The 12420-nt window shown below is 35.7% G+C and carries 17 protein-coding genes and 2 pseudogenes; 1 reads left to right on the forward strand and 18 read right to left on the reverse strand.

All coding sequences use genetic code 11. The features are described from left to right. Positions 1-15: 15 nt before the first annotated feature. Entirely contained in the window at positions 16-381 is a 366-nt protein-coding gene (locus AAGD89_RS01565; RefSeq protein WP_341808555.1) for an ankyrin repeat domain-containing protein, read from the reverse strand. Positions 382-555: 174 nt separating this feature from the next. Between AAGD89_RS01565 and AAGD89_RS01570 the strand changes: the two genes are divergently transcribed. Further along, a complete protein-coding gene (locus tag AAGD89_RS01570; RefSeq protein ID WP_341808361.1) occupies positions 556-846 on the forward strand; it encodes an HU family DNA-binding protein in 291 nt (96 codons plus the stop codon). Here the strand turns inward: AAGD89_RS01570 and AAGD89_RS01575 are convergent. From AAGD89_RS01575 to AAGD89_RS01655, 17 genes and pseudogenes are all read right to left on the reverse strand, one after another. Further along, positions 833-1993: pseudogene (locus AAGD89_RS01575) on the reverse strand (phage tail protein). The gene AAGD89_RS01570 and the pseudogene AAGD89_RS01575 sit on opposite strands and share 14 nt — an antisense overlap. Further along, on the reverse strand, positions 1993-2799 hold the full coding sequence (locus AAGD89_RS01580) for a baseplate J/gp47 family protein (RefSeq protein WP_341808556.1): 807 nt from the start codon (positions 2797-2799) through the stop codon (positions 1993-1995). The pseudogene AAGD89_RS01575 and the gene AAGD89_RS01580 overlap by 1 nt, the downstream one beginning before the upstream one ends. Positions 2800-2801: 2 nt before the next feature. Further along, entirely contained in the window at positions 2802-3137 is a 336-nt protein-coding gene (locus AAGD89_RS01585) for a GPW/gp25 family protein (RefSeq protein ID WP_341808557.1), read from the reverse strand. Between the two features lie 35 nt (positions 3138-3172). Further along, entirely contained in the window at positions 3173-3709 is a 537-nt protein-coding gene (locus tag AAGD89_RS01590) for an ankyrin repeat domain-containing protein (protein WP_341808558.1), read from the reverse strand. A gap of 88 nt (positions 3710-3797) precedes the next feature. Then, positions 3798-4052, reverse strand: coding sequence for a hypothetical protein (locus tag AAGD89_RS01595; protein WP_341808559.1), 255 nt, complete (start codon positions 4050-4052; stop codon positions 3798-3800). A gap of 7 nt (positions 4053-4059) precedes the next feature. Then, positions 4060-4524 carry a phage baseplate assembly protein V gene (locus AAGD89_RS01600; protein ID WP_341808560.1) on the reverse strand — a complete coding sequence of 155 codons (465 nt, stop codon included), beginning with the start codon at positions 4522-4524 and terminating at the stop codon, positions 4060-4062. Next, positions 4511-4984 (reverse strand): hypothetical protein, encoded by a 474-nt coding sequence (locus AAGD89_RS01605; protein ID WP_341808561.1) that lies wholly within the window; start codon positions 4982-4984, stop codon positions 4511-4513. Before AAGD89_RS01605 ends, AAGD89_RS01600 begins: the two co-directional genes overlap by 14 nt. After that, a complete protein-coding gene (locus tag AAGD89_RS01610) occupies positions 4981-5496 on the reverse strand; it encodes a phage tail protein (RefSeq protein WP_341808891.1) in 516 nt (171 codons plus the stop codon). The genes AAGD89_RS01605 and AAGD89_RS01610 overlap by 4 nt, the downstream gene beginning before the upstream one ends. A 1-nt stretch (position 5497) precedes the next feature. After that, entirely contained in the window at positions 5498-5812 is a 315-nt protein-coding gene (locus AAGD89_RS01615) for a hypothetical protein (protein ID WP_341808562.1), read from the reverse strand. Between the two features lie 87 nt (positions 5813-5899). Then, the gene (locus tag AAGD89_RS01620; protein WP_341808563.1) at positions 5900-6901 is read right to left on the reverse strand and encodes a major capsid protein; all 1002 of its coding nucleotides are present in this window, start codon (positions 6899-6901) and stop codon (positions 5900-5902) included. 53 nt (positions 6902-6954) lie between these two features. Further along, a complete protein-coding gene (locus AAGD89_RS01625) occupies positions 6955-7329 on the reverse strand; it encodes a head decoration protein (protein ID WP_341808564.1) in 375 nt (124 codons plus the stop codon). Between the two features lie 110 nt (positions 7330-7439). Next, positions 7440-8906 carry an AAA family ATPase gene (locus AAGD89_RS01630; protein ID WP_341808565.1) on the reverse strand — a complete coding sequence of 489 codons (1467 nt, stop codon included), beginning with the start codon at positions 8904-8906 and terminating at the stop codon, positions 7440-7442. A 66-nt stretch (positions 8907-8972) separates the two neighbouring features. Then, entirely contained in the window at positions 8973-10067 is a 1095-nt protein-coding gene (locus AAGD89_RS01635) for a S49 family peptidase (protein WP_341808566.1), read from the reverse strand. Then, a pseudogene (locus tag AAGD89_RS01640) lies at positions 10064-11487 on the reverse strand (phage portal protein). The gene AAGD89_RS01635 and the pseudogene AAGD89_RS01640 overlap by 4 nt, the downstream one beginning before the upstream one ends. Before the next feature lie 132 nt (positions 11488-11619). Continuing rightward, positions 11620-11895, reverse strand: a complete 276-nt coding sequence (locus tag AAGD89_RS01645) for a type II toxin-antitoxin system RelE/ParE family toxin (RefSeq protein ID WP_341808567.1) — start codon at positions 11893-11895, stop codon at positions 11620-11622. Beyond that, complete coding sequence (locus AAGD89_RS01650) at positions 11886-12146, reverse strand: hypothetical protein (RefSeq protein WP_341808568.1); 261 nt, start codon at positions 12144-12146, stop codon at positions 11886-11888. The genes AAGD89_RS01645 and AAGD89_RS01650 overlap by 10 nt, the downstream gene beginning before the upstream one ends. 40 nt (positions 12147-12186) lie before the next feature. Further along, positions 12187-12420, reverse strand: coding sequence for a gpW family head-tail joining protein (locus tag AAGD89_RS01655; protein ID WP_341808569.1), 234 nt, complete (start codon positions 12418-12420; stop codon positions 12187-12189).

The following is a 12420-nucleotide window of genomic DNA, read 5'->3' on the forward strand; positions in this document are numbered from 1 at the left end:
TCTTACCAGATTTTATCAGCAACTTGCTTCACGTTGTTTCGCAGGGGATCTATTGCTACCCGCCTCTATCATTGCACTCACACTTCCTACTTTCCCACTGAGTGCAGCAGAATGTAATGGTGTTTTTCCTTCATTATTCTTCGCGTTAACATCTGCTCCTTTTTCTATTAGCAGTTTTACTCTTTCATAATCAGAAAATCTTGCTGCTAAATGTAGTACAGTTTCGCCACTCTCATCTTGTTCATTAATTCCATGAAATGAGTTTGCTAATAATTCTTGAATTCTTTTGTCTAATTTACTCATGATTACCCTCACAAAATTGCCTCTTTCAACAGCAGCTTTTTTTCTTTTATTTACTGCTATTATTTTATTATATTCCATCAAAAAGCGAAAAGCAAGTTATTTTCACAATTAGGGAGTGCGCGCTAATACTTTTTTAATATATATTAGGATATTGTTATATATTATTAACATATTGAATAAATGATATTTTAGCTGAAAAAACCTTTGACTATGGAAGACAAATATCCTATTTCTAGAAATTTGGTGGATCTTATGAGTAAAATTTGTGGTAAAACTTACATTGTTGATGAAGTTGCAAAAAAATTATCTATCAAGAAAGCTACTGTAGATGAAATATACGATGCTATCCTTGATGTTGCGAAATGCGCTTTATCTGACGGATATAGGCTTAATCTGCAAAAAATTGGCACTTTACATACTGTAGATCGCAAAGAAAGAAAATCACGTAATCCACAGACCGGTGAGCTTATGACTATACCACAACATAAAGGAATCAAATTCAGCATAAGTGAAGCACTAAAAGAATCTATCAACGAAACATAACAATTGATTGTGTGTTTTTCCAAGGCCGATTCAAATGCTTATGTTCGTGCCATAAAACTACACCCGGATAAAATACTATAATATGGTTTTCTAGCTCATGAATTGGATCATCTTGTTTTGGATCTGAATTATTTTCACAGCTAACGTAGTATTCTGTTAAATTAGATTCTGTAATTTTCTGATCAGTAAAATTCTCTGCCTTGTAGTGATAGGTAACGCTGAATCTTTCTAAAATTGGCGTGTATTTAAAATTCCAAATTTGTTCAGAAAGCTTGCTACTCCCTAAAGTAAATTTATCTCCTACTTCCTCATTATAGCAAACAGGTAGGCAGGCATTGACGTCTCCAAGATTCCAGCTATCAGATAACACTATTTGTGCTTTAGAAAATTTAATTGCTGGCAATACACTTTGTGGCAAAGGATAAAGGGCTTTAAAGTTATACTATAGGTGATCTCGCTCATATATACCATTATAGTTCTTTGTATGTGGATCTGTTTCTCCAAGTATTGCAACATCTAATCTATACAGATCATTACTTAACGCTTGCTCATAATGAAAACGAAATGTACTAAATTTAAAAGTTGGATTCGAAACTTTCAGCTCAAATGAATTCTTCCGACCAAACGACAACACTGGCCCATCTTTTTCAACCTGAATTCCAGAGTAATCAGACAATATACTTCCAAAAGGACTTTCATCCAGTATGAACCTTTGAATATTGTAGTGATTATTAAAAATCCTCATTAACCTGGATCTTGCTGGCAACGAAAGCTTTGCTAGCTCTACAACCGTATCAACGAAAAAATCATTTGGCACATCCTTTATACCTACTTGCAGCTCAAAAAAGTGTTTGCCAGGTGGCTCTTCAATAATCGAAATATCTTCTATATTTGCCCATTTCAGCGCTATTTTTAATGATGCAGGTGTTCCCCTTAATCTTTGAAACTTTACTCCTTCACTTACTGCTTTCTTTTTGTCTTTTACCCACGACAAAACTTCTCCAAGCCCATATTCCTCAATTAGCCATGGTAGTGTTTTTTCTTGAAGGCTGAATTTCAACCCTCTTACACAATTTGGATCAACTTTGTAATCAACTGCATCTACTAATGCTTGCTCTAGTTTTGATCTGTTTGGAGGTAACAACATTAATTTTTACCCATTAATTCGACTTTTAAGTTATCTAAACAAGAACATTCATTGCCTTCAACAGTAACATCTATACTTGGTTCTACTAGTTCTATATTTTGTATTCCTTCCACAAAAAGACTGGCTATTATCCACGATCTAGTTATATCCCAACCTAAACCTTTGGATGACTCAAACTTTTCAATCAATTGTCTTTTAGCTGCTTCAATAATGTCTTGTGGTGTCATAGGATGAATGCTAATTTTGGCATAAATGTCTATAGGAATAATCTTGCAGCTAACAACTTCGACTGTATCGGTTAGAACACGAACATCATCCCTATTAACTTGTTTTCTTACAGTATCCAGAAGCTCTTCTGAAGGCACTCCATCTTTAGATAATATTGAAATTTGTACACTTCCTGGTATTAGCGATTCAACTAGTGCATCCTTAACTCTGATATCAGTTGAGAGTGCATAAAAGCGATAATGTTCCTTACTGCCTCCAGTGCTCCAGCCAACTATTTTAGCTTTAACCCTTTTTCTAAAACGCTCATCATCTTCCTCATCTTTTCGCTCAACGCCATAAAATTCAGCTAAGTGATCAAGGTCAATTCCTGTTGCAAAACGGAGCAGATTTGCTTTTGCTGCTTCATTAATCCTCTGTCTTAGCAAAAGCTCTCTCCAGGCCGCTATTTCTAAAATTTTTATTGCCGGATCAGTTTCTGTCAGTGCTGAAAACGTTGGATCACGATGTATCAATTCTTCTTTCATCCTGGATAAGATCTCCTCATAGCTCAGCTTTTCAATAACATTAGGTGTCTGCATTTCTAAACAATTATTCCACTAATATTTATGAATTTGCCTTCTGGAAGATAAATGCCTTCCAAATTCAGTATTACTCTTCCTTCTTTTACCTCTGTAATTTTTACTTTTTCAAGTTTAAATCTTCTTTCCCATTTTTCTAGAGCCTCTGCTACAGCCGCATAGAGTTCCAAAGAACAGTCTCTATTTATTGGTTTATCAACTAACTCAAGCAACCTTGAACCATAATCTCTGTGCATAATACGTGATCCTGTCGGAGTGGTTAAGATATCAACTATGGATTGTTTTAGATGATCTAACCCTTCCAACTCCTTTCCAGTTCTTGCATCCGTCCCTTTCATTCGTAAAAGCTTTATTGATGTTTTTTAAGATAAAATTAAGAAAGTAGCTCCACTATTTTTCTCTGAGTTCTTTGTTCTTGATTAGGCCTTACTTCTTTTCCTTCTAGATGCCTTAATGTGCTCATCGCTAGGTCTAGTGGCATAAGTCCATTAAATTTCTCTTTGATATAAGGATCTGCACCTTTTTCTAGTAATAGTCTAACGCCCCTTATATCACCTTCCATCGCAGCTTTGTGTAATGGCGTAAATCCAGTTGTAGATTCAATGGCATTAACATCTGCACCTTTCTTTATTAAGATTTCTTTTACTTCATGACAACTTCTTCCCATAGAATAATGCAAAAGTGTTGTTTTATTAGTATCCCCATAATTTACATCTACTAAGTTTCCTACTAAAAACTCTAGAATCTCTGTGTTGCAGTGCTTTACTGCAATATATGCTATATGAGCATAATTATCAACTGGATTTCTGTCTGCCCAAAAAACGGCTAAAACTTTACTACTACTTAAGCAAAATACACATAGAGTGCAATATACTGTAGATAGTATGACTTTTTTCAAATTACTTGCCATTTATACTCCTATTCTTATACCTAAATTTATATAAAATCAAAATTTGTTTAATTTTTCCTTACAGTTCATGTATTTCATTTAGCATTTTCTAACCTACAAATACATTGCTGCTCCCATTTTTTACCTTGAATCCACAGGTAACTAAATCACCAATTCTTGCCACTCCATAATCATTTGCAAACACTGTCCTTGACCCTCCTGTTAAAGTTTTGCCCTCCGTAAAATTATCTCCTTGGCAACAAATGGATTTTCCATTAACAAAAACATTATTACTTCCACCTATGCAAAAATGTGGTGAAGCTTCTGTGCAATGATCTCCTAAACGTACAACTCCTTTGCTCATTTTTCCTCTAATTAAGATCTATTCTTTTTACCTTAAGTTTTATACCATTCTTTGTCATTTCTATTTCTGATTCTCCCACTTTTAGAGTGATTTTATCTGCTACAGTGATCTCTAAATGATGATCTTTTTTGTCATATGATACTTTGCTTCCATCTTGAAACACTAAACTGTTAATCATTTTGCTTCTTTCTGGCGCGGGATACTTTTGCTGATAAATTGCAGGTAATACAATCCCAAGCGATAGTTCACCCAGTGGCGATAATACTACTACCTGCTCGTCAATACTCGGTGGAAGCCAACTTCTATCTTCTCCTGCTCTACTTGTTATCCATGGAATCCAATCTGTTAAAAATTCTCCTATCTTCACTCTTACTTTTGCAGTTTCATAATCTATTTCTTTGACTAGACCTATTCGAACGATATTAGCTAATTTTCTCTGTAACTCTGAAATGGCAAAATTACTTTCCAACATGTACGTTTCCTATATCAATTACATGAGGTTTTATTTTTCCTTCATCCCAAATCGATTGTCCTAAGTGTACTTCATGAACCCATTCTACAAGCCACACTAAATATGCATCCAATTCCGGTCTAAATCCGTCAATTTCTGCTGATATAAATTCTGCTGGTGAGACGCCCATTCCCCAGGTGTTCTTATTTACAACTTTTGCAACCTCAGCAGCTAAAGATCTCACAACTATCGGAGCATTTTCTATCGTAGAATCAACAACTACCCTTGCCTCAAACCTAGCCCTCAATGCAAACTCACCAGTTCCAGGATCATTTCCTTTTTCAAAGCTGCTAAGTTCTATGAATACTGCTGGAGCTATTAATTCTTTCCTTATTGTTGGATATACTTCACATGTTTGTATAGCAGGTATTTCTGCCTTTAGCGTAGAGCAAATTGCATTATGTAAATCATCCCAATTCATACTTTTGCAATATAATTCAATTCACGCTGGAAAAACTTTTCAAATACCGCCTCAACTTCATGAATTACAAGCTCCTTAATTATTTTAGAAGCCTCAGGCTCTAGTGGTAGTTTAACCTCTTGAATTGGTAATGCAGTTTTCCCTTTTCGTTTAAAAATGCCACGGTGTCCTTTTGGCATAGTTGCTATAAATGCATTAGTGAACATATGTTTTCCGGCTTTTGACCCTGTGCTTGTTTGCTTTATGTTTCCAAGTAAATGAGCTTTAACATCATAAAGGTTTGCTTTAATTATAACTTCTAACGTGCTTGCTCTGGCTTTAATAATCCTCAGCCTTTTCCTCATTACCGTTAGTTTTATTTGCTTTTCTTTGCTAATCTCTTTAGCAGCTTGTGATTTTAGCCAAAGTGCTGTTTTGTTTAGTGCTCTTACAGCCGCAAGTCTTACTTTTGATTCTTGGCTATCAATGCTACTAACAATTTGGTTAACATTGCTAGTTTTAATGTTAAATATTTTAAGCCTCAATCGCTTGTATTTCCCATAAGTTATTTGAAAGATCTTTTAGTGGTGGCTGAAAAATCCTATAGAATTTATCACTAATTTTTATATAATCTCCTACACTAAGGAAAGTAATGTCTTGGCTACGTATTTCTATAGAAGCAATTTGCTGGGTTAATGTTCCATCATTTCCTAAGTGGTACGTGCTATCTGGACGTTTAACCAGAGCTTTTATTTTACAGATGGCTTCCTTATTTTTGTTACAATATGTTGCTTCCATCCCTAGATATTCAAAGCAATCCATAAATAATTTTTGAATATTTTTAAACATAACTTTTGTTTTATATTCTTTAATTGATATAATACTCAGTGCCCAGGTGTAGGAAGCAATCTGTAATGAGTTTTACCTCGCCTTATCTCAAGCAGTGAGCTTCACTAAGACACCTGGGCGGTGACACATAGGTAGTGGATTAGATTGAGTATGTAGATCAGTACCACGATCAAACCTCCTTGGTTCTTGTTTTGCATAAAGTGGTTGCCCTAAAGTATTTACTGTTTCATTAAAGTCTGCTGGAGCAAAGTAAGTTGTAAATGTATTTACTGTTCCAAATGGGAAACAATGCCCGGTGTCTTTCTCGATAAATCTTCTGACATTTCCATCCATGTCTGTTGCTTGTCCTCTATACTCCTCAAATGTAATACCACAGAACGTAAATCCTGAACGCATATCATTCCTTAGCGCTGCTCCTTCTTGCCATCTTTCATATGCTTCTTTCACTTTAGCATGAGAAGTTAAGGCATCAAAAAACTCAGGACTTACCAGGGCATGAATCCCTGTCATATACTCACCACTTAAGCTATCTTCAATATGACGAAGTACTTCCATGCATTTTCGTTTTACATCTGTTGTTGCAGTTCCAAGTGCAAAATTTACTACTTTTGGAGTAATACCAAATTCATTGTAGAGGTTTAAGAGTTCAGAGCCATCAGCATCTAAAATTATCCCTTTTAAAGCTCCCATACGTAAGTGTTCCAGCGTTATTGCATGTTTGTTTCGCATTGACTGTAAATGATCAGTGACAACATCAGCAAGCGCTACAAGTTCGTTTTCTGAACCAAAGCTACGTATTCCTTGAACTTCCTCTGGTAGCACAACGTCATCGTGGGGAATATGCGGAATTGTAAACGTTCTCACCTTTCTCTTTCCACGCTTTCCGACCGTTGCAGGAGCTCCTGGAACTTGCGTTGGCAGTAAACTTAAAACCCCATTTTGCTCTTCAATGGCAATATGACGAAACCTCACCGATTTGCTTGGAAATAATTTTAAACTTTCAGTTCGACCAAAATTGATTGGTAATATATTTATTGCACCTGTTAATGCTGTCATGTTGAATGCTGGATTTGAAAATGGATTTTGCATAATGTTTAGCTCCTGTTAAAAATTAATGTAGAAAAATTAATATAGATTGAGGTTTAGACTGCCTTGCGGACGATAATTCTGCGCTCTTCAAGTTGTTTTATTGCTGCTGTTTTTTGTTCTTCAGTAATATTTGCTGGCCAAACAACTGCATGACCCGCAAGCAGCGCAATACGTGTAATTATTACTGCTTTTGTATCTGCGTCTTTGCTATTTACATCGCTTGTAATTACACCTATAGCTGTTTGAGTGCCGTCTGTTCCTGCAGGATTTAAAGCTTTAATGAAACCATCGTCTGTCTTTTTGGCAATTACTGCTCCTAAGCTCAGATTCTGACCTTTGGCAATAATAATTTGTTCCCGTAAGTATAGATTGGATACTTCGTATTTCAGAAGATCGCCTAAATTATTTGGTTCAGTTATACATGTCATAAATATTTTCTCCTATAATTATTATAAATTTTAATTCTTTCACTTACTTTAGTGTTTAAAAAAGCCGTTACAGCAGTAGACTACTCGTTTTACTAAGCTAAATGATTTAGTTAAAATAAGTCTTCTAATGTAATCACATCATTAATTATATCTTTCAAGTGCTGGTTTTCAGTTGCTCCGTTTGCAGCAATAAGCACCCAAAATATCTGTTTCTTAGACTTAGTCTTTTCTTTATAAATTGCCTCTTTCTTCCTTAATTGTTCTATATATTCCTTTGTTATTGTGTAAGGTTTGTCACTATATTTTATTTCACACAGTATTGTACATCCATCTTCTCGATCAAAAACTAAGTCAATCTGAGCACCTCTTTCTTTACTGTTTTTCTCTGGGTAATATTGCCAATCGCTACATATAACTGCTATATGCTCTATATTTAATTTTCTTCTAATTATATTGGCATGTTTAAAACACACTGCTTCAAAGGCTTGTCCTGTCCATGTGAGCCAAGCTGGTTTTTTTATTGCTAATTCCCAGTAGTGAGCATCACTTATTATTGTCCTTTTTGCTACTTTTCTAAATGGTTCAACCCATGTGAGATAAAATAATACATATTCGTCAATTACCCTATAATATACTCCTCTCTTTGCTTTACTAAGTGGTAAAAAACCACCAATAAATCCAGCTTCTTCTAAACTCCTTAGTCTAGTAGTTAAATAACCACCTTCAGTCATTTTAGTCGTTTTTATAACTTCTTCTCTACTGATTCCTTTTGGCTTTTTTGCAATTGCACGTATAATGTTTATGTATGTTTCTGGCTCTTCATATAAAGAATGGAACAGCATGTCAAATTCATCAAATAACAAACCATTCTTCTGAAAACAGATCATATCAATATTTTGTGCTGCTGATAATCCTTTACGTACATTCTTAAGGTAATGTGGTATCCCTCCCATAGCCATATAGATCTGTAATATCTGTTGATGATTAAGGCTGACTCCTAAATATTTTAGATATTCTTTAGTTTCACCTAAGTTAAAAGGCTGTAAAGGTATTCTTGCAGTAATACGGTTATGTAATCCTCCCTTGGTATAAATTAAATTTTCTAACATCCAGGAAGCTGCTGAACCACAAACAATCAATATAAGCCTTTTTCGATATGTCCAATATACATTCCAATAGTGGTCCAACGCTGCTAAAAAATAAGATTTTCTCGTAGCAAGCCATGGTAACTCATCAAAAAACAAAACAACCTGTTCATGCCTATATATATTATCAATTGCAATATTGATTTGGCGAAATGCGTCCATCCAATTTTTTGGCAAAGCCATTTTAGCACCATTATAAAAAGCACTAGACAATGATTCTGTAAAAATTCTAAGCTGCTCCTGCAGATTACCTTTATTAAGACCTGTTTGCTCAAATAAAATTACATTACGTTTGTTAAAAAATTGTTTTATTAAATATGTTTTTCCTACACGACGTCGACCATAAACTGCAATAAATTCAGCCGATTGAGAAAGAAGCTTATTTTGCAGAATGGCTATTTCTTTCTCTCTACCTATGATTGGCTCGCTCATATACTTTACCGCGGAGTTTGTTAGCATTATATACCGCGGTAAAAAATAAGCAACTTATTAAATCTCCTAAATGCCAAACTGTACACGAGCTTTAGCCGCTTTCATTACCAGACTTTCTGATGAGTTTTGTGGTAATGCACTAAAAATTTCGGCTTTTGTTGTCCGCTCTGCGAGTAGCCCTATTAAGATTTCTTGTGCTTGTTTACTACTTACACCCTGCTCAATGAATCCTGTTATTTTCTCTGGCATTTTTGATAAATTACACAAACGTGCTATCTCTAAAATTTCATTGCGGTAGCCCTCATAACCAACCTGACCAATTAGATCCTCTTGAGAATTTATCGCTTGTTCTTTAAAATTAGCTATAGTTTGCTCTGTCATAGTGGTACTCCTGTATTGATTAATAAATTCAAAAAATGTTGTAATTTCATCTGCAAGACCCGTTTCAATCGCTTTTTGACCAAAATAAAGCCCTGCTTCTGTAGATTTGATAGCTTCTATAGAAAGATTTCGATTGCGTGCTATAAGCTGGACAAACATTCCATATAAGCGATCTATTTCCCCTTTCAAACTTGCAAGACCCTCGGAAGTTATAGGTTCATGCGGGTTTAAATCATTCTTGCGGCTTCCAGCAAAAATCGTTGTATACTTAATACCTTGTTTTTCATCAAATCCACTTTGATCAATATGACTTGCAATTACTCCAATGCTTCCTACTCCTGAGGTTCTGCTAACGAATACTTTTTCAGCGCTTGAAGCTATAGCATATGCAGCAGAGTACGCATCATCATTGGCTATTGCTACAATCTTTTTTTTCGACCTTGATTCGTAAATAAAATCAGCTAGATCAAAAATACCATTTACCTCACCTCCAGGGCTGTCTATATCTAGTAAAATGGTTTCTACCTTATCATTTCCCAACGCTTCCTCTATTTGAAAGCGAATCCTTTCATATGACGTCATACCTAAAATATCGTCAAAAGTTCCAGGGTTTTTAGTTAGAATTCCATAAATTGGTACAATTGCTACTCCTTTTAAGTTGATAGTATTATGCTTTAAGTTCTTAAAGTTTGCTTGTTTTCCGCTATATAAAGATAGTAGTTCAAAACTTCTTGTCTCTACCATCATTGGCTTATTTAGCCATACTGCTTGTTTTGTCATGATTTTTGTTGTGTACTCCTTGTATCTGAGTCAAAAAATAGGTTGAAAAAATCAGCACGCTTTTGATCTTCGGCTATTTCTTGATCAATTTCTTCAGCATCATAGCCCATTTCTGAAACTACTTCTGAGCGACTTTTAAAACCATTTCTTACTGCCATTTGCTGTGCTTGCTGGTCTTTTAGCGGGTCCACCCAATCAAATCCCTGTGGTATCCATTTTACATCTTTCAATGTTTGATTATCTTTCGGCACAGAAAGTTTTCCTGATAAGAGGGCTAACTCTAACCACCTATTCCAAATAGGACGACAAAACTGAAATACCATAATATTATGTTGTAACATTGCGCATCTTCTGCGAAATTCTATTAGCCCTGCTCTAATTGATGAATTGATGAGTAGTTGACATTAGTTAAATCTCCTGTTAGCTGCTCATAAGTTATTCCCATGCCAATTGCTATAGCTCTTAGCTGTTGTCTCATGAATGCTTCGTAACTTCCTCCCACATCCGATGGCTCTGAAAATTTTATGTCTTCTCCGGGGTCTAAGAGCTGCATGGTTCCTGGTTCCAAGCCCGATAATGCTACCCCATGCTCATTTGACTCACCTTCACCCATTATATTTGCTTCAGGATCGAGCCTTGTAATAAATCCAGCAAACATGGCAGCAGTCTTCTTTCGCACTAACTCCGCATCATCGTATTGATCAAGCTCGTAGAGTTTTAACAGGACATTTGAAAGCCATGGTTCACCTCTTATCTGGCCAGGTCTTAAGGGTTTATAAATATGCAAAACATCATTTGCTGGAACTCTAACTGACTCACCAAAAGAGCCTTCACCAGGGTGCTCTCTAAATAAGTAATACGCTTCTCTTTGACCCAGTCTATTAAACTCAATGCCATTTCGAATTATGTTACCATTTGCTAGAGTTTGATTGCTCTTGTTATCTAAGTGCTCTGATTCCAGAACTTGTAGCTGCAATGGTACAGAAAATCCATCTTCAGGTTTTCGAGTACGTAGGCGAACAAAACATTCACCACCTTCGACCATACTTCTGCAAACAAGAGCCTGTAATCCATAGAAATCACTAATATTATTGCTATCTGCCTCATCAGTCCAACGCAGCCACAACTCTTGAACTTTTTTACGAAACTCAGCATCTTTAGCTTTTGATTGCGGTTTTATTCCAGTTCCAACAGAGTTGCTAACTATGGTGTCAATGATATTTGCAGCATAAGGATTCTTACGGACCATATCACGAGAACGGCTGCGTAGATGTTCAAGGCTACTGGCAAGCAAACTATTTATGCTACTTCTTTCTGGTTGCCAGTAACATAATCTTCTACCAGAGCCAGCCGCATCCCATGCTGAACTTTTAGTTTTTGGTGATTTATGAAATAATTGTTTGAAGGTTTTTAATAACATTGAGCCTTTGATGGTTTTAATTATGCAGCAGCAGTTGTGTTGAAAGTCAATAGAAAAATTACAGCAAGCTGCTGGAGAATTTGATCAACAGATGTTGACTTTTTTGAATTGTGCAAGAAGCTCTTGCATAAATTAACGTTCGTAAACGTCTTTTCTATGCCGTATTGCAGTGATAAGAACCTTACGCTCTGGAATTTCTATCTCATAAATTATGCGGTAGTCACCAACACGCAATCTGAAAGATCCTTTAAATTCATGATGTAACGCTTTTCCAAGTTTATCTGGACTAACCGTAAGGCGTTCTCGTATTGCTCTATTTATTCTCCCTTCTATTGTAACTGGTAAGGCTGGAATATCATTCTTAGTAACATTATCTAAAAATTCAATTTCGTATGGTTTTATCTCCACTTGACATCTTCATATTTAACCCTCTTTGCACCTGGAACATTACGACTAGCAGCAAGTCTAGCTAAAGCTATATCCGCTTCATCTATTCCATCATCATCTTCTTCATCTAGTTTTCTTGCTTCAATTTCTTCTTTTACGAAATCCACTAGGACTTCTTGTATAGTCTTGTTTTCTATTTCTGCCATATCTGTAAGATATTGAGCCAATTCACCCTCAAAACTTACATTAACATTGAGCACTTCTTGAGCCATACTATTCACCACAAAACATCAACCTTAAACTATAACATTTTTACATAATTTTGTCAATCCCTTTATTTGTCGAAAAAACAATCCTTCTTTTTGGTTTTACCCCTGCAACCTTTAGTTCAGTCTTAATACGTTGCCTTAAATTCAATAGATCATTTATTTGGACTTCTGCATAACGGACTACATGGTCACCATAAGCAATTGAAACCACTCTTTCCCCGCTTTGGAGTTTTTGAATCGCTTCTTCAACTTGGGCTAAATAATCTTCAGTATACAT

This window comes from Wolbachia endosymbiont (group E) of Neria commutata (assembly GCF_964026735.1).
In the GTDB taxonomy this organism is placed as follows: Bacteria; Pseudomonadota; Alphaproteobacteria; order Rickettsiales; family Anaplasmataceae; genus Wolbachia.